Below are 19,886 nucleotides of genomic sequence, written 5' to 3' on the forward strand. Positions count from 1 at the left end.
AGGTGCATGGCGCCATACCATGTGAGTGTCTAGGCTACAACCATAGGAGAGAAAATATGAAAAAACAATGGTATTTAATTATAATAACAATGGTTGTGTCCTTTTCCATTGCTGCCTGTGATCAGAGTTCTCACAATGAGAACACGAAAACACAAGTTGGGGAGGAAAGCACTGCCAGTGATTCACAACTTTCTGTAAATCAACAGATATCGCGTACTTTTGGTCATTTGTTAGCACGACAATTACACAAATCCGAGGATATCGTCATGGATATCGCGGAAGTTGCTAAAGGACTGCAGGCTGAATTAGAATGCAAAAGCGCACCTTTAACTGAATCCGAATATGAGGAGAAAATGGCAGAAATACAACAATTGGTTTTCGAGAAAAAAGCAAAAGAAAACCTCTCCCTAGCCGAAAAATTCTTACAAGAAAATAAGAAGAATGCAGGTGTCGTAGAAGTACAAGCTGATAAATTACAGTACCGTATCGTAAAAGAAGGAACGGGGAAAGCAATATCAGGGAAACCTTCAGCACTCCTTCACTACAAAGGAAGTTTTATCAATGGTCAAGTCTTCAGTAGCTCTGAAGCTAATAAAGAGCCGATTCTTCTTCCTTTAGCACAAACCATACCAGGATTTTCTTTAGGTATGCAGGGAATGAAAGAAGGCGAAACTCGCATTCTCTACATTCATCCCGACCTGGCTTACGGAACTTCTGGTCAATTGCCTCCAAACTCTTTGTTAATTTTCGAAATTAATTTAATTGAAACTACAGAAGATACTGTAGCATTACCAGACACAGAGGACAAAAACACAGCTTCATGAAGGTAGTTCTTTATCATCCTGATATTCCCCAAAACACGGGGAATATAGGAAGGACGTGTATAGCTCTAGGTGCTGAATTGATTTTAGTGAGGCCCCTAGGGTTTTCTTTATTAGATAAATTTGTTAAACGCGCGGGGATGGACTACTGGGATAAGGTAAATCTGTCCGTTGTGGACTCTTTAGATGAAGTGCTATTCGGGGTCGATGAAGATAAGATTTTCTGTCTTTCGACCAAAGGCGCCCAATACTACGGGGACGTGGCTCTTCCTATGGATGGTGTGTACGTATTCGGCTCTGAATCCAAAGGTTTGCCAGAAGAAGTGTTAAAAAAATACTACAACCACACGTATTACCTGCCTATGCAACCTGGAATCAGGTCTTTAAATTTGGCAACCACCGTGGGTGTAGTACTCTTTGAAGCAGTTCGACAAAATAATCAAAGTACGTGTATCCGTACTGGGAATTAAGCGTGCTGATTAATCAATTTAATTAATGCATCCTTATCTTTCAATCCAACCGTACGGTCTACTTCTTTGCCATCTTTGAACAAAATCAAAGTTGGGATTGAAGAAACTCCATATTGTTCTGCTGGAGCAGGACTGTCGTCAATATTTACTTTCCCAATGAGTACCGAAGGTACCTCCGTTGCAAGACTTTCTAATACGGGGGCGAGCATTTTGCAAGGACCACACCATTCAGCAAAAAAGTCTATAAGCACTAGGCCCGAGGCGATGAAAGAATTGAAATTTTCCGCAGATACAACTTTGACCATAATTCTCCAATAAGTTCAGGGTATTCGTTTTGCATTCTATGTGCAGCTAAGAAGACTTGAACTTCCATGAGCCTAAGCTCACTAGAACCTGAATCTAGCGCGTCTACCGGTTCCGCCATAGCTGCATGAAGGCAGATTGTAGACATAGGTCAAAAAAAACACAATTCAGAAACTTGTTCAAAAGGAAAGAGAGACATTGCCTATCGATTGCCGAGATGCTCTAGGAGGATCCATAGAGGGTGTTGGACTATGCCAATGAAAAATATGCGTATCAAAAGAACCCGCAAACATCCCCATTCAGGGTGTGCCTAGGGATTAAGATCTTCTAATTGTTTTTAATCATTTGATTTGAAATGCTTTGAGAGTCTGTTAGAGACAGTTTGAAGGTTAAAAATTTTCAAGGAATGTTATGGAAACAGAACAATACGAAACTTCTGAGAACATGAAACAATTTTTCAAAAATCTAGAAGAGATCAAACTTTTCTTGAAGGAAAATGCACACGAACATCCAAAACTTCAGGAAGCTTTGAGTATGCTCAATAAAACATTTAGAGTGGAAGATTAAGTGCAGAGCCTATTTCCAGTTTTATGTTTGGGACACTGTTTATCGACTTTAGATGCTGGCGTGATGGCAAATAAAGGTTCCAGGGCGGACACAGTAGATCCTCTCAGGTGTGTTGACAGAGAACAAAAATCCACAGTTCTTTGGATATTTAATAACTTTGATTAACATGTTACAATAATAGAAAAGCTATGATGTGGGTATTTAACTGGAGAATATTGACGTCATAGCTTTAAAATTCTAAATAATCACAATGATTTCCCAATGTTTTTCTGGGGTTTCTCGAATTTCCTTGCGCTACGTTGAATAAAATACTCCAGCCATAGTCTTAAAAGTAGCATTCAGTAACACGACTCTTCACTTTATTGCGAATAATCAATTTACCTTTTTAATTCTCGCAATGGCTAATAGCTTTATGTTCAACATAATTCTCGTGTTATGCTAGTATGATTGATTTAATGTGAAACAGTGCTAAACTATTCTTGAGTTTATTGCTTTAGAAAATAAAATTTCTTCAGTAAACCAGGAAAACTTTTAATTTGCTTCATTAGCTGAAAAAGGGATGAGCATGAATATTTCTGGAAGTATCAAGCAGAAACTTCTCCAGTTTTTGGGAAAACAAAAAGCACCAGAATTGTTGGCTACGTATCTATTTTATCTAGAACAAGCTTTAAATATAAATCCTGTGGTTTTTGTCCGCGACAAAATAATTTTTAAAACTCCAGAAGATGCCATTCGAATTCTCGAGGAAGATAAAAAGGTTTGGCGCGAAACAGAGATACAAATTTGCTCTGGGAAACCAGAAGTGAACGAACAGACAAAAAGAATCTATATATGTCCTTTCACTGGGAAAGTATTTGCCGACAATGTGTATGCTGATCCTCAAGATGCTATTTACGATTGGCTGTCATCCTGTCCTCAAAATACAGAGCGTCAAAGCGGTGTGCGCGTAAAGCGGTTCCTTGTGTCCGATGACCCGAATATGATCAAAGAGTATATAGCTCCTCCTAAAGAGCCAATTGTTAAAACTGTTTTTGCTTCTGCTATCACGGGAAAGCTTTTCCACAGTCTACCAGCACTTATAGAAGACTTCACCTCTTCATACTTGCGCCCAATGACTTTGGAAGAAGTACAAAATCAAAACAAGTTTCAATTGGAAGGTACTTTCTTATCTTTACTACAAGATGCTCTCGTGGAAGACAAAATTGCTGAGTTTATCGAAAGCTTGGCCGATGATACAGCCTTTCATGTGTATATTAGTCAATGGGTAGATACAGAAGAGTAACTAATTCTTCTCAAGAAACTATAGATATAGGTGCCGAACTTGGCAAAATCCTTCCTCAAGGAGTTGTTTTGTTATTGTTCGGTGATTATGGTTCAGGGAAAACGGAATTTGTGCGCGGTGTTGTACAAGGGTATTTAGGAGACGCTTTAGCTCAAGAAGTTGCTAGCCCCTCATTTTCTCTTTTGCATGTGTATGGTAATGAACCACGAAGAATCTGCCATTATGATTTTTATCGGATAGATGCCATTAAGGGAAATCAAACAGATTTTTTTCAAGATGCTGACGAGGATGATATTCTATGCGTGGAATGGCCAGAACGCATAACATTGCCGCAATTTCGAGAGATGATACAGGTGCAGATTCAACCGCTAACCACTGTGCAAAGAGAAGTTAGCATAGATGCCCCACCCTCCATATTGTTAAAATTGCTGAAGGAATAAAATAGGATCATGACTTTACTAAAAGATACAGTTTTTGTTTGCCTAGATTGTGAGATGACTGGGTTGGATGTAAAGAAAGATCGTATTATTGAATTTGCTGCGATACGTTTCACTTTTGATAGCGTGATTGATTCTATGGAGACATTAATCAATCCCGACCGTGTCATTTCCGCCGAATCACAGAGAATACATCATATTTCCGACGCGATGTTAAAAGATCAGCCTAGGATTGCGGAAGTATTTCCAAAGATTAAATCTTTTTTGAAAGAAGGAGACTATATCGTAGGCCATAGCGTAGGATTCGATCTCCAGGTATTGAGTCAAGAAGCAGAAAGGATAGGGGAGACCTTCTTATCTAAGTACTACATCATCGACACCTTACGATTGGCGAAAGAATACGGAGATAGCCCGAATAATTCTTTGGAAGCCCTAGCTGTACACTTCAATGTTCCCTATGACGGTAACCATCGCGCTATGAAAGATGTTGAGATCAATATCAGCATTTTCAAACATTTCTGTAAGCGCTTCCGGACGATAGAACAACTAAAGCAAATGCTATCAAAACCGATAAAGATGAAATATATGCCTTTAGGAAAACATAAAGGACGTTGTTTCTCCGAAATCCCCCTCTCCTATTTGCAGTGGGCATCTAAAATGGATTTCGATCCCGATTTACTCTTTTCTATAAGACATGAGATCAAACATAGACAAAAAGGCATAGGTTTTACGCAAGTCAATAACCCATTTATTGGCTTGTAAAACACTTTTATTTTATAGAAGTTGATTTGAAATCTTTGAACTTCCCTCTAGTAAAAAAATACAAATCACTCTTTAAGTAATCTCTTGATTTTCTTTAGACCTCAAGATACTATTCAGCAAAAAGTAGAGAGCGTTGTCTCTCCCTAGGGGATTTTTTAATGCTTAAGAAAAAGCCCGTATCTTTTAGTTGTATAGACGGTCATATCTATAAAATTTTCCCGAACGATCTTAATGCAAACAACACTGTATTCGGTGGTTTGTTAATGAGCTTGTTAGATCGTTTAGCCCTTGTAGTTGCTGAAAGACATGCCGAAAGAATTTGCGTCACAGCTTTTGTTGATGCCCTGTGTTTCTATGCTCCTGCATATATGGGAGAGAATCTAATTTGTAAGGCCGCTGTTAATCGTACGTGGAAAACTTCGTTAGAAGTTGGGGTTAAAGTATGGGCAGAAAATATCTATAAACAAGAGAGACGGCATATTACTTCTGCCTATTTTACTTTTGTTTCTGTGGATCAGAATAACGCCCCGACTCCTGTTCATCAGGTTGTTCCCGAAACCCCCGAAGAAAAACGTCGCTATGATGAAGCGGATCAGCGTAGACAAGCTCGGTTGAATATGAATAAATAGGAACGTTTTGTTCAGAATTCTTAGTTTTTTTTGTTCCTGGATTCTCATAGCTTTCGCTCAGCCCGATTTGAGCTGGTTTTTCTCTTTATTAGGCAGTGCTATAGGTTACGGACTTTTGTGGTATAGCTTAGAGCCACAAAAACCACCCTATCTTTCTTGGAAATATCTAACATTTCTATTATTTCTTTGGTCTGCCACCATACATGGAGTGCATTTTTCTTGGATGCTTTCCGATGTATATGTAGGGAAATTTATTTACATCGTTTGGGGGGTACTAACTAGCTTACTCGCCCTACTGTTCACCGCCTTTTCTTCTCTATTACTCTATGCGGTACGTAAAAACCATGGCAAAATTCTCTGGTGTTTACCAGGCTTGTGGATTGCCATCGAAATGGTACGATTCTACTATTTTTGCTCAGGAATGTCTCTGGACTACCTAGGCTGGCCAATGACTGCTAGCGCTTACGGACGACAGTTTGGTGGGTTTTTTGGTTGGTCGGGAGAAAGTTTCTTTGTAGTCGCTACCGGAATCAGTTTCTATCAAGTGTTATTGAAAAAGCCGTTTGCTCGATTTGCATGGTCCGGATGTTTACTCCTGCCGTATGTGTTCGGCGGACTACATTACGAATACCTCAAATCTACTTTTTCAAATGAAGAAAATCTACACGTTGCTGTTGTACAACCTGCCTCATCAACTCTTTTGGAAGGGGCGTGGTCAGGCTCGCCAGCTATGGCGTGGCGAAGATTAATTAGTCTTTCTTCCGTTGTACGAAAACCCGTGGATCTTCTTATTTTCCCTGAGGTAGCCGTCCCTTTCGGAAGAGATAGAAAAATTTATCCTTACCATGAGAGTGAAATCATACTCTCTCTTTTGACACACTTTAAATATCAAGATGGACTACTCACAAATATAGATTGGATGCAGGCCCTTTCAAACCATTTTGATTGCCCGATTCTTATGGGATTAGAACGTTGGGAAGAACGAGAATCTCAACTACACCTGTACAACGCAGCAGAATGTATCTCTCAACATGGCGAGCTCATCGGATATGATAAACGTGTCTTAGTGCCCGGAGGAGAATATATCCCCGGGGGCAAACTCGGCTGGGCAGTATGTAAGAAATATTTCCCCGAATACGCATTATCCTGTCAGCGTCTCCCCGGAACACGTTCCGGAGTCATTGAGATCAATCACTTGCCTAAAATCGGAGTTTCTATTTGTTATGAGGAGACTTTCGGATCCTTATTACGTAACTATAAGAATGAAGGGGCGAAGCTTCTCGTCAACTTAACTAATGATGGCTGGTATCCTTCATCAAGACTTCCACAAGTACACTTTTATCATGGAATTTTGCGAAATCAAGAATTGGGCATGCCTTGTGTTCGTTCTTGTCATACCGGAGTCACTGTTGCCGCAGACGCCTTGGGAAGGATCATAAAAATGTTGCCTTATGAAACCTGTTCTAGAAAAGCCTCCCCAGGCGTGTTACAAGTCGCTCTTCCTCTGCAAAATTATTCTACTTTGTACGCATTATGGGGAGATCTTCCTATGATTTTGCTATCCTTGTTGTCTATAGGATGCATCGGATGTTATTTCGGATATCGCTTGCTTGCTAAAAAAGAAAAAGGATAATATACGAACACTCTTTGTCAGGTTTTTGCATGTTAGAACGAGCTCAAAGAACGTTAAGGCGCGAAGTACGTTATTCAGGTGTGGGAATTCACTTTGGAAAGTCCGCGACTATAACTTTAGAACCTGCTAAAGAAAACACCGGAATAGTCTTTTGCCGTTCCGATCTTTTAGGGGAACATATCCCCGCATTACTTCCTCATGTATGTAATACAGGCCGCAGTACTACCCTGTCTTCAGGAGATTCGATTATTGCTACTGTTGAACATCTCATGGCTGCTTTGCGTTCGAGTAATATTGATAATGTGATCGTCCGTTGTGATGAAGAAGAAATCCCCATCGGGGATGGAAGTTCTCATGTTTTTATGCAGTTAATCCATGATGCTGGGGTTTGTACGCAGAATGATAAGGTCTCCATTGCTAGGCTATCACAGCCTGTCTACTATCAAGCGCAAGATACTTTTCTTGCCGCATTTCCTTGTGATGAGCTGAAGATTTCTTACACTCTACATTATCCTCAAAGTCCTACCATAGGGACGCAGTACCGTTCTTTCGTTATAACGGAAGAATCTTTTCGTAAGGAAATAGCTCCTTGTAGAACATTTGCTCTATACAATGAGCTATGTTTTTTAATGGAAAGAGGGTTGATTGGAGGCGGATGTCTAGAAAATGCTGTAGTGTTTAAAGATGATGGTGTTATTAGTCTCGGCCAGCTACGGTTTCCAGATGAGCCCGTAAGGCATAAAATTTTGGATTTAATAGGTGATCTATCTTTGGTAGGCAGACCTTTTGTTGCTCATATTGTGGCTGTGGGGTCGGGACATTCTTCAAACATTGCTTTGGGTAGAAAGATTTTAGAAGTGTTACAACCCTAAGAAACGAGTGCTAAATGAAAGAGTCGCCTGTAATTAAATTACGAGAATTATTAAACTTACTCCCGCATCGTTATCCTTTTTTGCTTGTGGATAAGGTGTTGTCTTATGATTTAGAGAGACGGTCCATTGTTGCACAAAAAAATGTAACAATAAACGAGCCTTTTTTTGTAGGGCATTTCCCCGAAGCACCTATCATGCCTGGAGTGTTAATATTAGAATCTTTAGCGCAAGCAGCCGGAGTTTTGCTGGGCTTAGTTTTAGAAAATGACAGAAATAAACGACTGGCTTTGTTTTTGGGGATACACAAAGCAAAGTTTCGCCAGGCAGTTAAGCCCGGCGACATTCTTACATTGAGCGCTGAATTTTCATTGATTTCGTCGAAGGGAGGGAAAGCTTCGGCTCGGGCTTGTGTGGGTTCCCAGGTTGCGGCTGAGGGAGAACTAAGCTTTGCTCTTGTAGACAAGAAATCTTTAGATTAACGGAGACGTATGACGAACATTCACCCAACAGCAATTATCGAACCCGGGGCTAAAATCGGAAGGAATGTTGTTATTGAGCCGTATGTTGTTATTAAATCTACGGTGACCCTTTGTGATGATGTAGTTGTTAAATCCTATGCGTATATTGATGGATACACAACGATAGGCAGAGGTACAACGATTTGGCCGTCCGCTATGATCGGTAACAAACCTCAGGATTTAAAATATCAGGGTGAAAAGACCTATGTTACTATAGGGGAAAATTGTGAGATTCGCGAATTCGCTATTATTACCTCTTCTACATTTGAAGGAACCACAGTTTCTATAGGAAATAATTGTCTTATCATGCCCTGGGCTCATGTAGCTCATAACTGTACAATTGGCAATCATGTGGTCTTAAGTAATCATGCACAGTTGGCGGGCCACGTTGTAGTAGAAGATTATGCCATTATTGGCGGTATGGTCGGTGTCCATCAGTTTGTTCGTATTGGTGCACACGCTATGGTCGGAGCTTTAAGTGGCGTGCGAAGAGATGTTCCTCCATATACTATAGGCACAGGGAACCCCTACCAGTTAGGCGGAATCAATAAAGTTGGTTTACAGAGACGACAGGTAGGCTTTGAAATACGTTTGGCTTTGATCAAGGTGTTTAAGAAAGTCTATCGTTCTGAAGACGGCTTCTTTGAAGCTTTATTAGAAGCTCAAGAAGAATACGGCCATATTCCTGAAGTCCAAAATTTTATTCATTTTTGTCGGAATCCAAGTAAGCGTGGAATTGAGCGTGGAGCTGCTAAAGAGGCTTTCCAAGAGGAGAGCGTAGATAAAGAAGGAGCTCTGGTTGAGTCTTAAGATTGTTTATTTCGGCACGCCACAATTTGCTGCCACAGTTTTAGCAGATTTATTACATCATGAAGTCAATGTTGTCGCTGTCGTTACTCGTGTAGATAAACCACAAAAACGTTCGTCACAACTTATTCCTTCTCCTGTTAAAACATTAGCTTTATCCAAGAATATCCCTCTTTTGCAACCAGAAAAAGTTTCCGATCCACAATTTGTCGAACAATTACGAGATTTTGAGGCGGATGTTTTTATTGTGGTTGCTTACGGAGCGATTTTAAAGCAAATGGTTTTGGATATTCCAAAATATGGCTGTTATAATTTGCACGCAGGCCTATTACCAGCTTACCGTGGGGCAGCTCCTATACAACGTTGTATTATGGACGGGGTCGTACAGTCAGGAAATACCGTCATTCGTATGGATGCAGGTATGGATACCGGAGATATTGCCAACGTGTCCTTTGTCCCAGTAGGGCCGGATATGACAGCAGGAGAACTTGCCGAAGCTTTGGCTAGCCAAGGCGGAGAAATCTTAATAAAAACTTTACAACAAATCTCTGATGGAACCATCACTCATACACCACAAGAGGCATCCAAAGCCTCTATAGCTCCAAAACTATCCAAAGAAGAAGGGTTTATTCTTTGGGATCATCCTGCAGAGAAGGTGTATGCTCAAATACGGGGGGTCACTCCAGCTCCTGGAGCTTGGACACTCTATTCTTATCAAGGTAAACCAGCAAGGCGCTTGGTTATTCGTAAAGCCTCTCTCTCTTCTAGTCAGGGGGTTTATGGCCATCCTGGAGACATTCTCTTGTCAGATCAACAAGAGCTTCTTGTTGCGTGTGCTGAAGGGGCCATTTGCCTAAAAGAAATCCAACCCGAAGGCAAGGGAGTAATGGATTCAAAAAGTTTTTTGAATGGCCACTCCGGGCATAAATTAAAATTATCGCTTAACTTAATGTCTTAATTTCGATTTTAGTCAATATAATTCACTTTATTAATTGGCTTTTGTGTTATAATTGGGGCTTAAAATCTTTATTCTGCTAAAAAAACCTTTTAATTTTAGGGAGGTGAATATGGCATCTGTAACACCACAAGTGGCTGCCCTGGCTATGGGAGGCCGAAACGTGTTTATACAAACAGCAATGCAAAAAACTCGCAGAGGTGTAGCTGGCAATTGCGTGAAGATGTTTTGTACTCGAAGAGATAATCATTTAGCGCGTTTTGTCGGTAGTACTAAAAATTTAGATAAAGCCTTTAAATTCGCTAAATCAGTTTCTGAGTTTAGTTGTGGCGTTATTGAAAGTTCAGGAAATACAGGAGCCTCTCTTGAGACAGCTAGAAATGTGGCCGGAACTTTAGGTACAGCAAGATCTGTTGTGGCTTTAAGTAACGTCTTTAACGGCGCCATCCCCGGTTGCATTAGCTCTTCAAAGAATTGCTTCGCACACATCAAGAAATGCTTCACTCCAGAATCTCACTACGATCTTGGCAACGCCGAGAAAGGGCTGCCTTATAACAAAATCTACCTGACTAAGGGCGATCACGCATTAGCCGCAATTAAAGAGGGTTGTTCTGCAGTCGGTGCAGCTACATATATTGGAACATTCGGGGTATGCCGTCCGGTTCTGTTAGCAAACAAACTCGCACACAAACCTTTCCTTCCTAAAGATGTGAAAACAGGATTTGGCGATGCTGTAACCTACATGATGACAGCTAACCACGCTGCCAGTGTGATCGGAGGAGCTGCTTCCTTAATGTATGAAAACCGCGCCTATCAACGTGCTTCTGCAGGATTAGAAGATGCTAGAATCGCCGAAACTTTGACGGTCGATGTGTATAATCAAGTATCTCAAGAATTAAGAGAGTCACATCTTGCAGTTGTTAAAAAAACTATATTAGCGATTTTAGAAAAAGCATTTGAATTGATAGCAGATGTTGTCAAATTAATTCCTTTCCCAACCACTGCTTCAGTTCGATTGGCTGTGACATCAGGAGCTGTTGTCATTTCTAGCGGTATCGGTCTGTACAGCGCATGGGCTCATTCATAAGAAAAAGATTTGTCAATTTCGCCAATATTGTAAATCGCTTCTAGAAAACCTAGAAGCGATTTATTTATTAGCGAACTAAGATTTTATAAGAACTTTTTATCTTTCTCTCATTAAGGCATTCCCGTTTTTTCTTATTGTAAAAATCTTCTCCCTCTGATAACCTGTCCCTTTATTTTCTTAAGGAAAAGGCTCCTTTTCTTTTTAGGGAATTCTACGAACAAAAATGCTATCACGATTTGCCTGGTTGCCCTCGCTTGAGCGCGGACAGCCATTGTATTAGTGGGTAATTATATATGCAATCTCAGCTTAGCTTAATGGGAAAAAAGGAAGGCATGATTCATGTCTTTGACAAAGATGGAAATCTAGTTGCGTGTTCAGTAATTAGCATGAGTTCCAATGTTGTTACTCAGATAAAAGTTGATTCAACAGATGGTTACAACGCTATTCAAATGGGCGCCAATGAAATCAATGTTCCAGAAAAAACATTGCACAAACGTGTGAATAAACCCAGTATCGGACATTTTAAAAAGTCCGGTTCTCGTGTTTTTCGTGAGTTAAAGGAAGTTCGCCTTTCAGAAGAAGCCGTAAATGAAGTTTCTCTAGGAAGCGAGTTCGGTTTGGAAGTCTTTGAAAGTGTTTCTTCCATAGACGTTAGCGGTGTTTCTAAAGGTAAAGGATTTCAAGGGGTCATGAAAAGATTTGGATTCCGTGGAGGCCCTCAAAGTCACGGCTCAGGATTCCATCGTCATGCCGGTTCTATAGGAATGCGGTCGACTCCTGGACGATGCTTCCCAGGAAGTAAACGTCCTAGCCATATGGGTACTGTGAACGTAACTGTTAAGAATTTAGAAGTAATAAAAATAGATTTAGAGAAAAAAGTTTTGCTAGTGAAGGGAGCAATTCCTGGTCCTAGAGGTTCTGTTGTTGTCGTCAGACGTTCTTCCAGAGCAAAAGGGTAATGCAGAAGAGGTCCTAATGGTTTTATTATCAAAGTTTGATTTTTTTGGGAATAAGGCAGGAGAGGTGGAATTACCAGATGCCTTTTTTGCTCAGGAAGGAAGTGGACTTCAATTAGTGAAGGACTATCTTGTGGCCATCCGCGCCAATAAGAGACAGTGGTCCGCATGTACGAGAAATCGTTCAGAAGTAAGCCATTCTACTAAAAAGCCTTTTAGACAAAAAGGTACAGGAAATGCTCGTCAAGGGTGTTTAGCAGCTCCTCAGTTTCGAGGAGGGGGTATCGTTTTTGGCCCTAAGCCTAAATTTGATCAACACGTTCGTATTAATAAAAAAGAGAAAAGAGCAGCAATTCGTTTGTTGTTATCTCAAAAGATTCAAACGAATCATTTGATTGTAGCTGATGACAGTGTATTCACGAACAGTTTAACTTCTCCAAAGACAAAAGAAGCTTTGAGATTTTTAAAATCCTGTAATGTGGAATGTCGCGGGGTGCTTTTCATCGATGATTTAGAGCATGCTCAAAATAACGAAAGTTTAAGACTAAGCTTGCGTAATCTGCCTGCTGTGCGCGGTTTTACGTATGGAATGAATATCAATGGATATGACCTAGTCTCTGCCCGCAATATAGTGATTTCCGAAAAGGCTCTTAATAGACTCTCCGGGCATCTTATTTCTGCAATGAAAGATTAAAAGGGAATTTTAGGACATGAAAGATCCTTATGATGTAATCAAACGGCATTATGTAACCGAGAAGGCTAAAACACTAGAAGGTTTGAGTCTTGGGAATGGTGAGGGCAAAAAGAAAGGTAGTTACTGTAAGCATCCAAAGTATACATTTATCGTGGATAGCAACGCTACTAAGCCTTTAATTGCTCAAGCTTTAGAATCTATTTATGCGGATAAAAAAGTAAAAGTTAAAAGTGTAAACACGATATGTGTGAAGCCCCAGCCAGCCCGAATGTTTCGCGGAAAGCGAAAAGGAAAGACTGCTGGATTTAAGAAGGCAGTTGTGACTTTCTATGAAGGCCATTCTATCGGGTAATCTATTAGAGGGAAGAAAAACATGTTTAAAAAGTTTAAGCCAGTAACTCCAGGAACTAGACAGTTGGTTCTTCCGGCTTTTGATGAGCTGACCACACAGGGAGAGTTGTCAGGAAAGAAAACGAGAAAAAGCGTTCGACCAAATAAAAAACTATCATTTTTCAAAAAGAGTTCCGGTGGTCGTGATAATTTAGGTCACATTTCCTGCCGTCATCGCGGTGGAGGAGCTAAGCGCCTGTATCGAGTGATCGACTTTAAGCGCAATAAAGATGGTATCGAAGCTAAAGTAGTTTCTGTTGAGTACGATCCAAATCGTTCCGCTTACATCGCTTTATTGAGTTATGCCGATGGAGAAAAACGTTACATACTTGCTCCAAAAGGCATAAAAAGAGGAGATCAAGTGATCTCAGGAGAAGGCAGCCCTTTCAAATTGGGTTGTTGTATGACTTTAAAAAGTATGCCTTTAGGGTCAACTGTTCATAATATTGAGATGAGACCCCATTCTGGAGGGAAATTAGTAAGATCCGCAGGTTTAGCTGCTCAGGTGATTGCTAAAACTCCAGGATATGTTACATTAAAAATGCCTTCAGGCGAATTTCGCATGTTAAATGAAGGTTGTCGAGCGACTATCGGCGAAGTTTCTAATTCAGATCACAATTTATGTGTTGATGGTAAAGCAGGAAGAAAACGTTGGAAAGGCATTCGCCCAACCGTTCGTGGTACTGCTATGAACCCTGTTGATCACCCTCACGGAGGTGGTGAAGGCCGTCATAACGGTTATATTCCTCGTACTCCTTGGGGTAAAGTCACGAAAGGATTAAAAACTCGTGATAAGCGTAAAAGCAATAAGTGGATAGTTAAAGATCGTAGGAAATAGGGATTATGAGTAGATCGTTAAGAAAGGGTCCTTTTGTTGATCACAGTCTGATAAAAAAAGTACGTGCTATGAACTTATTGGAGAAAAAAACTCCAATTAAAACCTGGTCTCGTCGTTCTATGATTACCCCTGAAATGATAGGCCATACATTTGAAGTTCATAACGGGAAAAAGTTTCTAACAGTGTTTGTTTCGGAAACTATGGTAGGACACAAGTTGGGAGAATTTTCACCAACAAGAATATTTAAAAGTCATCCCGTGAAGAAAGGGTAAGTCTAAAGGAGACAAGTCATGTTTAAAGCGACCGCCCGCTACATACGGGTTCAGCCTCGCAAGGCCCGACTAGCTGCTGGGCTTATGAGAAATCTAAGTGTTACGGAAGCTCAGCAACAGTTGAGTTTTTCTCAGTTGAAAGCTGGAAGATGTCTAAAAAAAGTCTTAGATAGCGCTGTAGCTAATGCTGAGCTTCATGACAATGTAAAACGTGAGAAACTAAACGTTATCGAAGTCAGAGTGGATGCAGGCCCTGTATATAAGCGAGCTAAATCAAAAAGTCGGGGAGGACGATCCCCAATTTTAAAACGCACTAGCCACTTAACTGTTATTGTTGGTGAGAAGGAGCGGTAGGAGAAATTATGGGTCAGAAAGGATGTCCAATCGGTTTTCGTACAGGTGTTACCAAGAAATGGCGCTCCCTTTGGTACGGAAACAAGCAAGAATTTGGTAAATTTCTTATTGAAGATGTGAAAATTCGAGAATTCTTAAGAAAAAAACCTTCTTGTCAAGGGGCTGCGGGCTTTGTTGTGAGACGTATGAGCGGTAAGATTGAAGTTACAATCCAGACAGCTCGTCCAGGACTAGTTATCGGGAAAAAAGGCGCTGAGGTAGATCTTTTAAAAGAAGAGCTAAGAAAGCTTACTGGTAAAGAAGTTTGGGTAGAAATCGCAGAAATTAAACGCCCCGAATTAAATGCAAAATTAGTTGCAGACAATATTGCTAGACAAATTGAACGCCGTGTTTCTTTTAGACGGGCCATGAAAAAAGCTATGCAGTCTGTTATGGACGCAGGAGCTGTAGGTGTGAAAATCCAGGTTTCTGGAAGATTAGCAGGAGCTGAAATCGCTCGTTCCGAATGGTATAAAAACGGTCGTGTTCCTCTACATACGTTGAGAGCTGATATTGATTACGCCGCAGCATCTGCAGCAACTACTTACGGAATTATCGGCGTAAAAGTTTGGATTAATCTTGGGGAAAAAGCCTCTACAGCTAGTTCCAATGTTGGCACTGCTGCTCCCGTTGTACAGTAGCTGTAAATAAGAGAGTGTGAATTATTATGTTGATGCCTAAACGAACAAAATTTCGCAAACAGCAAAAAGGTCAATTTGCAGGCCTAAGCAAGGGGGCTACTTTTGTTGATTTTGGCGAATTTGGAATGCAGACCTTGGAAAGAGGATGGGTAACTAGTCGGCAAATAGAAGCTTGCAGGATTGCTATCAATAGATATTTAAAACGTAGGGGAAAAGTTTGGATTCGTATTTTCCCCGATAAAAGCGTAACTAAAAAGCCTGCAGAAACTCGTATGGGTAAAGGTAAAGGGGCTCCTGATCATTGGGTAGCCGTAGTTCGCCCAGGGAGAATTCTTTTTGAAGTGGCTAATGTCTCAAGAGAAGATGCTCAAGACGCTTTAAGAAGAGCTGCAGCGAAATTGGGAATAAGAACACGTTTTGTTAAGCGGGTTGAAAGGGTATAAGTTCATATGTCAGTAAAAAAGAAATTATTAGCTGAGCTTAGACAAAAAAGTCTAGTTGAGTTAGACGCGTTTATCCATGAAAATAAGAAAGCTCTTTTTTCTTTAAGAGCCGAGGCCGCTTTGCAAAATAAAGCAGTGAAGACGCACTTGTTCTCTATGTATAAGAAAACCATAGCTCGATCTATGACGGTCAAACAAGAAAAAGAAGGAAAAGTCGATGGCTAGTGAAGTAAGAGGCCTTAGAAAAACCAAGATTGGTGTTGTTGTCTCGTCAAAAATGGATAAAACCGTAGTTGTTCGAGTTGAAAGGATATATTCTCATCCTCAGTATGCCAAAGTTGTTAGAGACTCTAGGAAGTTTTATGCTCATGATGGTCTAGGTGTTTCTGAAGGCGATAAAGTTAAAATTCAAGAAACACGACCTCTGTCTAAGTTGAAAAGATGGCGTGTTGTTGAGCGTGTAAGTTAGTTTGGTAGATTAGCAACATTGGGTGGATGCAGTTATGATTCAGCAAGAAAGTCAGTTAAAAGTTGCCGATAATACTGGGGCTAAAAGAGTAAAGTGTTTTAAAGTTTTAGGCGGTTCTCGAAGACGTTACGCTACAGTGGGTGATGTCATTGTATGTTCTGTTAGAGATGTTGAGCCTGATAGCTCTGTGAAAAAGGGTGATGTGGTTAAAGCTGTAATAGTGAGAACACGCCGCAATATTCTTAGAAAAGATGGTTCTTCTTTGAAATTCGATACTAATAGTTGCGTAATTATCGATGAAAAAGGGAATCCCAAAGGAACACGAATTTTTGGTCCGATAGCTCGAGAAATTCGCGATCGTGGCTTTGTGAAAATTAGTTCTTTGGCTCCTGAGGTGATTTAAGGATAAGAAAAGATATGAAAAGACGTAGTGTTTGTGTTGGCGACACTGTTTATGTGCTAGCCGGGAACGACAAAGGCAAACAAGGTAAAGTTTTATCTTGTCTCAGAGAAAAAAATAAAGTGGTCGTTGAAGGAGTCAACGTTCGTACGAAAAATATCAAGCGTAGTCAAGAAAATCCAAAAGGTAAAAGGATTAATATTGAAGCTCCGATACATATTTCTAACGTTCGTTTAAGTATAGATGGAGCTCCAGCAAAACTTTCTGTCAAAGTTACTGAGAATGGACGAGAGTTGTGGAATAAGTCTTCTGATGGCACCTCTAAACTATATCGTTCTGTGAAAGAGAGAAAAGGTTAATATGAGCAGGTTAAAAAAACTATATACCGAAGAGATCCGAAAGACCCTCCAAGAAAAGTTTGGATATAGCAATACCATGCAAATCCCTGTTCTTAAAAAAATTGTAATAAGCATGGGTCTTGCAGAAGCTGCTAAAGATAAAAATCTTTTCCAAGCTCATTTAGACGAACTTTCTATGATTTCTGGACAAAAACCTTTGGTCACAAAGGCTAGAAATTCTATCGCTGGCTTCAAGCTTCGTGAAGGACAAGGCATAGGAGCAAAAGTTACACTACGTGGCCAACGTATGTACGATTTTATGGATCGTTTTTGTCACATTGTCTCTCCTAGAATTCGCGACTTTCGCGGTTTCTCAAGTAAAGGAGATGGACGCGGATGCTATTCATTAGGATTGGACGATCAGCAGATTTTCCCCGAAGTGGATTTAGACCGCGTTAAGAGAACTCAAGGAATGAATATTACCTGGGTAACTACAGCACAAACAGATGTAGAATGCACCACTCTTTTAGAGTTGATGGGTTTGCGCTTTAAGAAGGCTCAATAGGGGAGATATAAGATCAGTATGGGCATGACAAGTGATACTATAGCCGATTTATTAACAAGGATCCGAAATGCTTTGAAGGCAGAGCATTTGTACGTAGATTTAGAACACAGTAAAATGCGTGAAGCGATTGTAAAAATTCTGAAACAACACGGATTTTTAGCACATTATTTGATAAAAGAAGAGCATCGTAAGCGTACAATGCGTATTTTTTTACAATATACTAATGACCGTAAGCCTGTGATACGCCAACTAAAGCGGGTTTCTAAACCCTCAAGAAGGGTTTATGTCCCTGCAGCGAAGATTCCTTATGTTTTCGGGAATATGGGTATTTCCGTCCTCTCCACATCACAAGGAGTTTTGGACGGGTCAACAGCTCGGGCTAAAAATATTGGTGGTGAACTACTCTGTTTAGTTTGGTAACAGGATAAAAGAATTTATAGGACGGTAAGGAATGTCTCGTAAAGCTCGAGACCCTATTGTGCTCCCTCAAGGAGTAGAGGTCTCCATTCAAAATAATGAAATCTTGGTAAAAGGTCCTAAGGGCTCTTTAAAACAAGTATTAGCTCCAGAAGTAGTCATCGACATAAAAGGTAGGGAGGTTTTTGTTCATCCTGCTCCTCATGTGGTTGACAGACCAAGTCGCATGCAAGGTTTATTTTGGGCATTAATTTCCAATATGGTTCAAGGGGTTAGTGTAGGATTCGAGAAGCGTTTGGAAATGATAGGGGTTGGTTTTAGAGCTTCCGTTCAAGGATCTATTTTAGATTTGTCTATTGGGGTTTCTCATCCTACGAAGATTCCTATCCCTGCAGATATTCAAGTGAGTGTTGAAAAGAATACGATAATATCTGTGAAGGGGATAAATAAACAGTTAGTTGGGGAATTCGCTGCTAATATCCGTGCTAAACGTAAACCTGAGCCCTATAAAGGTAAGGGTATCCGCTATGAAAACGAGTATGTCCGTCGTAAGGCTGGAAAAGCGGCAAAAACAGGTAAAAAATAGTATAGCAAGGCAGAGTTAAGTTATGGAAAATTCGTTATTCAAGAAGTCTGAAAAAAAGGTTCGTAGGGCTTTAAGAGTGCGTAAAGTCTTGAGAGGCTCTTCTTTGAAGCCTCGTTTGTCTGTTGTGAAAACTAACAAGCATATCTATGTACAATTAATTGATGACTCTATTGGCAAAACTTTGGCTTCTGTCTCAACTATAGCCAAATCCAGTAAGGCTGCCGGGTTAGTTAAGAAGAACCAAGGCGTCGCTAAAGCGTTAGGAGTTCAAATTGCCGAGATAGGGAAAAGTCTTCAAGTAGATCGAGTTGTTTTCGATCGCGGCCCTTTCAAGTATCATGGAATTATTGCCATGGTAGCTGACGGTGCTAGAGAAGGCGGGTTACAGTTTTAATGAAGGTTTAAAGAGATGACGTTATCAAAGAATTCTCACAAAGAAGATCAGCTAGAGGAGAAAGTTCTTGTTGTCAATCGTTGTTCAAAAGTAGTCAAGGGCGGTCGCAAGTTTAGTTTTTCCGCGCTTATTTTAGTGGGTGACGGTAAGGGACGCTTGGGCTACGGTTTTGCCAAAGCTAATGAGTTAACAGATGCTATTCGTAAAGGCGGAGAAGCAGCTAGAAAAAATCTAATCACCATTGAATCTTTGGAAGGTGACTCTATTCCTCATGAAGTTCTAGTTGATCAGGACGGAGCTCAATTGCTTTTGAAGCCTGCTAAGCCAGGAACTGGAATTGTTGCAGGTTCTAGAATTCGTTTGATTTTGGAAATGGCTGGGGTTAAGAATATTGTGGCTAAAAGTTTGGGCTCCAATAACCCTATGAACCAAGTAAAGGCTGCTTTTAAAGCTCTCTTGAGTCTTTCTAGCAGGAAAGACGTTTTAACAAGGAGAAAAGTGACACATGATTAAATTAGAATCGTTACAAGATCCTTCACCACGTAAGAGAAGAACAAAACTCTTAGGCCGCGGGCCTAGCTCTGGTCATGGTAAGACAAGTTGTCGAGGCCATAAGGGTGACGGAAGCCGTTCTGGTTATAAACGTCGCTTTGGTTATGAAGGGGGCGGAGTTCCTCTTTATAGAAGAGTCCCTACAAGAGGATTTTCTCACGCACGTTTTGATAAATGTGTAGAAGAAATCACAACTCAACGTTTGAACGCTTTGTTCAGCGAGGGAGAAGAAATTACTTTAGAAGCTTTGAAACAGAAAAAAGCTATAGATAAGCGCGCGATTAGAGTAAAAGTGATCGTTAAAGGCGACTTAGAAAAAACGTTTATCTGGAAGGACGCTAACGTAGTATTGTCTCAAGGAGTACGAAACCTTATTGGTGTTGCTTAAAGATAAG

At 40.5% G+C, this 19,886-nt stretch carries 32 protein-coding genes and 1 tRNA gene; 31 read left to right on the plus strand and 2 right to left on the minus strand.

The genetic code is table 11. From position 1 onward, the window contains the following. Positions 1-56 precede the first annotated feature (56 nt). A complete protein-coding gene (locus CHAB577_RS00430; protein ID WP_006343752.1) occupies positions 57-824 on the plus strand; it encodes an FKBP-type peptidyl-prolyl cis-trans isomerase in 768 nt (255 codons plus the stop codon). Further along, the gene (locus CHAB577_RS00435; protein WP_011096819.1) at positions 821-1,291 is read left to right on the plus strand and encodes a tRNA (cytidine(34)-2'-O)-methyltransferase; all 471 of its coding nucleotides are present in this window, start codon (positions 821-823) and stop codon (positions 1,289-1,291) included. Before CHAB577_RS00430 ends, CHAB577_RS00435 begins: the two co-directional genes overlap by 4 nt. Here CHAB577_RS00435 and trxA read toward each other — a convergent pair. Continuing rightward, positions 1,288-1,596, minus strand: a complete 309-nt coding sequence (trxA, locus tag CHAB577_RS00440) for a thioredoxin (RefSeq protein ID WP_006343754.1) — start codon at positions 1,594-1,596, stop codon at positions 1,288-1,290. The genes CHAB577_RS00435 and trxA overlap by 4 nt on opposite strands. A gap of 41 nt (positions 1,597-1,637) precedes the next feature. Next, positions 1,638-1,721 (minus strand) — tRNA-Leu (locus CHAB577_RS00445). Between the two features lie 284 nt (positions 1,722-2,005). Between CHAB577_RS00445 and CHAB577_RS05165 the strand changes: the two genes are divergently transcribed. The 29 genes from CHAB577_RS05165 (at position 2,006) to rplO (ending at position 19,879) form a co-directional block, all read left to right on the plus strand. Beyond that, positions 2,006-2,161: a hypothetical protein gene (locus CHAB577_RS05165; protein ID WP_167382210.1), complete on the plus strand. Its 156-nt coding sequence runs from the start codon at positions 2,006-2,008 to the stop codon at positions 2,159-2,161. 565 nt (positions 2,162-2,726) lie between these two features. Further along, positions 2,727-3,443 (plus strand): DUF2709 domain-containing protein, encoded by a 717-nt coding sequence (locus CHAB577_RS00450; RefSeq protein ID WP_006342758.1) that lies wholly within the window; start codon positions 2,727-2,729, stop codon positions 3,441-3,443. Next, complete coding sequence (gene tsaE, locus CHAB577_RS00455; protein WP_011096820.1) at positions 3,422-3,883, plus strand: tRNA (adenosine(37)-N6)-threonylcarbamoyltransferase complex ATPase subunit type 1 TsaE; 462 nt, start codon at positions 3,422-3,424, stop codon at positions 3,881-3,883. Before CHAB577_RS00450 ends, tsaE begins: the two co-directional genes overlap by 22 nt. A gap of 9 nt (positions 3,884-3,892) precedes the next feature. Continuing rightward, positions 3,893-4,642: a putative quorum-sensing-regulated virulence factor gene (locus tag CHAB577_RS00460; RefSeq protein WP_006343757.1), complete on the plus strand. Its 750-nt coding sequence runs from the start codon at positions 3,893-3,895 to the stop codon at positions 4,640-4,642. Positions 4,643-4,800: 158 nt separating this feature from the next. Then, positions 4,801-5,271 (plus strand): acyl-CoA thioesterase, encoded by a 471-nt coding sequence (locus tag CHAB577_RS00465; protein ID WP_006343758.1) that lies wholly within the window; start codon positions 4,801-4,803, stop codon positions 5,269-5,271. A gap of 7 nt (positions 5,272-5,278) precedes the next feature. Beyond that, positions 5,279-6,904: an apolipoprotein N-acyltransferase gene (gene lnt / locus CHAB577_RS00470; protein ID WP_011096821.1), complete on the plus strand. Its 1,626-nt coding sequence runs from the start codon at positions 5,279-5,281 to the stop codon at positions 6,902-6,904. Positions 6,905-6,933: 29 nt separating this feature from the next. After that, complete coding sequence (lpxC, locus tag CHAB577_RS00475; protein ID WP_041461302.1) at positions 6,934-7,776, plus strand: UDP-3-O-acyl-N-acetylglucosamine deacetylase; 843 nt, start codon at positions 6,934-6,936, stop codon at positions 7,774-7,776. A gap of 14 nt (positions 7,777-7,790) precedes the next feature. After that, positions 7,791-8,255 carry a 3-hydroxyacyl-ACP dehydratase FabZ gene (gene fabZ, locus CHAB577_RS00480; RefSeq protein ID WP_006343761.1) on the plus strand — a complete coding sequence of 155 codons (465 nt, stop codon included), beginning with the start codon at positions 7,791-7,793 and terminating at the stop codon, positions 8,253-8,255. Positions 8,256-8,264: 9 nt separating this feature from the next. Continuing rightward, a complete protein-coding gene (gene lpxA / locus CHAB577_RS00485; RefSeq protein ID WP_011096823.1) occupies positions 8,265-9,104 on the plus strand; it encodes an acyl-ACP--UDP-N-acetylglucosamine O-acyltransferase in 840 nt (279 codons plus the stop codon). Then, a complete protein-coding gene (gene fmt, locus CHAB577_RS00490; RefSeq protein WP_011096824.1) occupies positions 9,094-10,059 on the plus strand; it encodes a methionyl-tRNA formyltransferase in 966 nt (321 codons plus the stop codon). The genes lpxA and fmt overlap by 11 nt, the downstream gene beginning before the upstream one ends. 109 nt (positions 10,060-10,168) lie before the next feature. Further along, positions 10,169-11,143 carry a CT529 family inclusion membrane protein gene (locus CHAB577_RS00495; RefSeq protein ID WP_011096825.1) on the plus strand — a complete coding sequence of 325 codons (975 nt, stop codon included), beginning with the start codon at positions 10,169-10,171 and terminating at the stop codon, positions 11,141-11,143. Positions 11,144-11,436: 293 nt separating this feature from the next. Beyond that, complete coding sequence (gene rplC, locus CHAB577_RS00500; RefSeq protein ID WP_011096826.1) at positions 11,437-12,102, plus strand: 50S ribosomal protein L3; 666 nt, start codon at positions 11,437-11,439, stop codon at positions 12,100-12,102. A 16-nt stretch (positions 12,103-12,118) separates the two neighbouring features. Beyond that, complete coding sequence (gene rplD / locus CHAB577_RS00505) at positions 12,119-12,793, plus strand: 50S ribosomal protein L4 (protein WP_006343766.1); 675 nt, start codon at positions 12,119-12,121, stop codon at positions 12,791-12,793. A gap of 16 nt (positions 12,794-12,809) precedes the next feature. Continuing rightward, positions 12,810-13,145 carry a 50S ribosomal protein L23 gene (locus CHAB577_RS00510; RefSeq protein WP_006343767.1) on the plus strand — a complete coding sequence of 112 codons (336 nt, stop codon included), beginning with the start codon at positions 12,810-12,812 and terminating at the stop codon, positions 13,143-13,145. 21 nt (positions 13,146-13,166) lie between these two features. Beyond that, positions 13,167-14,021, plus strand: coding sequence for a 50S ribosomal protein L2 (gene rplB / locus CHAB577_RS00515; RefSeq protein ID WP_006342771.1), 855 nt, complete (start codon positions 13,167-13,169; stop codon positions 14,019-14,021). Positions 14,022-14,026: 5 nt separating this feature from the next. Then, on the plus strand, positions 14,027-14,293 hold the full coding sequence (gene rpsS, locus CHAB577_RS00520) for a 30S ribosomal protein S19 (RefSeq protein ID WP_006342772.1): 267 nt from the start codon (positions 14,027-14,029) through the stop codon (positions 14,291-14,293). Between the two features lie 18 nt (positions 14,294-14,311). Continuing rightward, a complete protein-coding gene (rplV, locus tag CHAB577_RS00525) occupies positions 14,312-14,647 on the plus strand; it encodes a 50S ribosomal protein L22 (protein ID WP_006343768.1) in 336 nt (111 codons plus the stop codon). An 8-nt stretch (positions 14,648-14,655) separates the two neighbouring features. Beyond that, on the plus strand, positions 14,656-15,327 hold the full coding sequence (rpsC, locus tag CHAB577_RS00530; protein WP_011096827.1) for a 30S ribosomal protein S3: 672 nt from the start codon (positions 14,656-14,658) through the stop codon (positions 15,325-15,327). 26 nt (positions 15,328-15,353) lie between these two features. Further along, positions 15,354-15,770: a 50S ribosomal protein L16 gene (rplP, locus tag CHAB577_RS00535; RefSeq protein ID WP_041461303.1), complete on the plus strand. Its 417-nt coding sequence runs from the start codon at positions 15,354-15,356 to the stop codon at positions 15,768-15,770. Between the two features lie 6 nt (positions 15,771-15,776). After that, positions 15,777-15,995: a 50S ribosomal protein L29 gene (gene rpmC, locus CHAB577_RS00540; RefSeq protein WP_006343771.1), complete on the plus strand. Its 219-nt coding sequence runs from the start codon at positions 15,777-15,779 to the stop codon at positions 15,993-15,995. Next, positions 15,988-16,239, plus strand: coding sequence for a 30S ribosomal protein S17 (gene rpsQ, locus CHAB577_RS00545; RefSeq protein ID WP_011096829.1), 252 nt, complete (start codon positions 15,988-15,990; stop codon positions 16,237-16,239). Before rpmC ends, rpsQ begins: the two co-directional genes overlap by 8 nt. Positions 16,240-16,273: 34 nt before the next feature. Beyond that, positions 16,274-16,642 (plus strand): 50S ribosomal protein L14, encoded by a 369-nt coding sequence (gene rplN, locus CHAB577_RS00550; RefSeq protein WP_006343773.1) that lies wholly within the window; start codon positions 16,274-16,276, stop codon positions 16,640-16,642. A 14-nt stretch (positions 16,643-16,656) separates the two neighbouring features. After that, the gene (gene rplX, locus CHAB577_RS00555; protein ID WP_011096830.1) at positions 16,657-16,998 is read left to right on the plus strand and encodes a 50S ribosomal protein L24; all 342 of its coding nucleotides are present in this window, start codon (positions 16,657-16,659) and stop codon (positions 16,996-16,998) included. Between the two features lies 1 nt (position 16,999). Then, positions 17,000-17,542 (plus strand): 50S ribosomal protein L5, encoded by a 543-nt coding sequence (gene rplE / locus CHAB577_RS00560; RefSeq protein ID WP_011096831.1) that lies wholly within the window; start codon positions 17,000-17,002, stop codon positions 17,540-17,542. An 18-nt stretch (positions 17,543-17,560) separates the two neighbouring features. Continuing rightward, on the plus strand, positions 17,561-17,962 hold the full coding sequence (gene rpsH / locus CHAB577_RS00565; RefSeq protein WP_006343776.1) for a 30S ribosomal protein S8: 402 nt from the start codon (positions 17,561-17,563) through the stop codon (positions 17,960-17,962). Between the two features lie 31 nt (positions 17,963-17,993). Beyond that, positions 17,994-18,545, plus strand: a complete 552-nt coding sequence (gene rplF / locus CHAB577_RS00570) for a 50S ribosomal protein L6 (RefSeq protein WP_045071713.1) — start codon at positions 17,994-17,996, stop codon at positions 18,543-18,545. Between the two features lie 22 nt (positions 18,546-18,567). Then, positions 18,568-18,939, plus strand: a complete 372-nt coding sequence (gene rplR / locus CHAB577_RS00575; RefSeq protein WP_006343778.1) for a 50S ribosomal protein L18 — start codon at positions 18,568-18,570, stop codon at positions 18,937-18,939. 15 nt (positions 18,940-18,954) lie between these two features. After that, on the plus strand, positions 18,955-19,452 hold the full coding sequence (gene rpsE / locus CHAB577_RS00580; RefSeq protein ID WP_006342784.1) for a 30S ribosomal protein S5: 498 nt from the start codon (positions 18,955-18,957) through the stop codon (positions 19,450-19,452). Further along, positions 19,445-19,879, plus strand: a complete 435-nt coding sequence (gene rplO, locus CHAB577_RS00585; RefSeq protein WP_011096833.1) for a 50S ribosomal protein L15 — start codon at positions 19,445-19,447, stop codon at positions 19,877-19,879. Before rpsE ends, rplO begins: the two co-directional genes overlap by 8 nt. The last annotated feature ends 7 nt before the right edge of the window (positions 19,880-19,886 follow it).

Source organism: Chlamydia abortus, assembly GCF_002895085.1.
In the GTDB taxonomy this organism is placed as follows: domain Bacteria; phylum Chlamydiota; class Chlamydiia; order Chlamydiales; family Chlamydiaceae; genus Chlamydia; species Chlamydia abortus.

Excerpts from the sequence above, each read along its gene's own strand:
- CHAB577_RS00430 (WP_006343752.1), top strand. The coding sequence starts at position 57 with ATGAAAAAACAATGGTATTTAATTATAATAACAATGGTTGTGTCCTTT.
- CHAB577_RS00435 (WP_011096819.1), top strand. The coding sequence starts at position 821 with ATGAAGGTAGTTCTTTATCATCCTGATATTCCCCAAAACACGGGGAAT.
- trxA (WP_006343754.1), bottom strand. The coding sequence starts at position 1,596 with ATGGTCAAAGTTGTATCTGCGGAAAATTTCAATTCTTTCATCGCCTCG.
- CHAB577_RS05165 (WP_167382210.1), top strand. The coding sequence starts at position 2,006 with ATGGAAACAGAACAATACGAAACTTCTGAGAACATGAAACAATTTTTC.
- CHAB577_RS00450 (WP_006342758.1), top strand. The coding sequence starts at position 2,727 with ATGAATATTTCTGGAAGTATCAAGCAGAAACTTCTCCAGTTTTTGGGA.
- tsaE (WP_011096820.1), top strand. The coding sequence starts at position 3,422 with ATGGGTAGATACAGAAGAGTAACTAATTCTTCTCAAGAAACTATAGAT.
- CHAB577_RS00460 (WP_006343757.1), top strand. The coding sequence starts at position 3,893 with ATGACTTTACTAAAAGATACAGTTTTTGTTTGCCTAGATTGTGAGATG.
- CHAB577_RS00465 (WP_006343758.1), top strand. The coding sequence starts at position 4,801 with ATGCTTAAGAAAAAGCCCGTATCTTTTAGTTGTATAGACGGTCATATC.
- lpxC (WP_041461302.1), top strand. The coding sequence starts at position 6,934 with ATGTTAGAACGAGCTCAAAGAACGTTAAGGCGCGAAGTACGTTATTCA.
- fabZ (WP_006343761.1), top strand. The coding sequence starts at position 7,791 with ATGAAAGAGTCGCCTGTAATTAAATTACGAGAATTATTAAACTTACTC.
- lpxA (WP_011096823.1), top strand. The coding sequence starts at position 8,265 with ATGACGAACATTCACCCAACAGCAATTATCGAACCCGGGGCTAAAATC.
- CHAB577_RS00495 (WP_011096825.1), top strand. The coding sequence starts at position 10,169 with ATGGCATCTGTAACACCACAAGTGGCTGCCCTGGCTATGGGAGGCCGA.
- rplC (WP_011096826.1), top strand. The coding sequence starts at position 11,437 with ATGCAATCTCAGCTTAGCTTAATGGGAAAAAAGGAAGGCATGATTCAT.
- rplD (WP_006343766.1), top strand. The coding sequence starts at position 12,119 with ATGGTTTTATTATCAAAGTTTGATTTTTTTGGGAATAAGGCAGGAGAG.
- CHAB577_RS00510 (WP_006343767.1), top strand. The coding sequence starts at position 12,810 with ATGAAAGATCCTTATGATGTAATCAAACGGCATTATGTAACCGAGAAG.
- rplB (WP_006342771.1), top strand. The coding sequence starts at position 13,167 with ATGTTTAAAAAGTTTAAGCCAGTAACTCCAGGAACTAGACAGTTGGTT.
- rpsS (WP_006342772.1), top strand. The coding sequence starts at position 14,027 with ATGAGTAGATCGTTAAGAAAGGGTCCTTTTGTTGATCACAGTCTGATA.
- rplV (WP_006343768.1), top strand. The coding sequence starts at position 14,312 with ATGTTTAAAGCGACCGCCCGCTACATACGGGTTCAGCCTCGCAAGGCC.
- rpsC (WP_011096827.1), top strand. The coding sequence starts at position 14,656 with ATGGGTCAGAAAGGATGTCCAATCGGTTTTCGTACAGGTGTTACCAAG.
- rplP (WP_041461303.1), top strand. The coding sequence starts at position 15,354 with ATGTTGATGCCTAAACGAACAAAATTTCGCAAACAGCAAAAAGGTCAA.
- rpmC (WP_006343771.1), top strand. The coding sequence starts at position 15,777 with ATGTCAGTAAAAAAGAAATTATTAGCTGAGCTTAGACAAAAAAGTCTA.
- rpsQ (WP_011096829.1), top strand. The coding sequence starts at position 15,988 with ATGGCTAGTGAAGTAAGAGGCCTTAGAAAAACCAAGATTGGTGTTGTT.
- rplN (WP_006343773.1), top strand. The coding sequence starts at position 16,274 with ATGATTCAGCAAGAAAGTCAGTTAAAAGTTGCCGATAATACTGGGGCT.
- rplX (WP_011096830.1), top strand. The coding sequence starts at position 16,657 with ATGAAAAGACGTAGTGTTTGTGTTGGCGACACTGTTTATGTGCTAGCC.
- rplE (WP_011096831.1), top strand. The coding sequence starts at position 17,000 with ATGAGCAGGTTAAAAAAACTATATACCGAAGAGATCCGAAAGACCCTC.
- rpsH (WP_006343776.1), top strand. The coding sequence starts at position 17,561 with ATGGGCATGACAAGTGATACTATAGCCGATTTATTAACAAGGATCCGA.
- rplF (WP_045071713.1), top strand. The coding sequence starts at position 17,994 with ATGTCTCGTAAAGCTCGAGACCCTATTGTGCTCCCTCAAGGAGTAGAG.
- rplR (WP_006343778.1), top strand. The coding sequence starts at position 18,568 with ATGGAAAATTCGTTATTCAAGAAGTCTGAAAAAAAGGTTCGTAGGGCT.
- rpsE (WP_006342784.1), top strand. The coding sequence starts at position 18,955 with ATGACGTTATCAAAGAATTCTCACAAAGAAGATCAGCTAGAGGAGAAA.
- rplO (WP_011096833.1), top strand. The coding sequence starts at position 19,445 with ATGATTAAATTAGAATCGTTACAAGATCCTTCACCACGTAAGAGAAGA.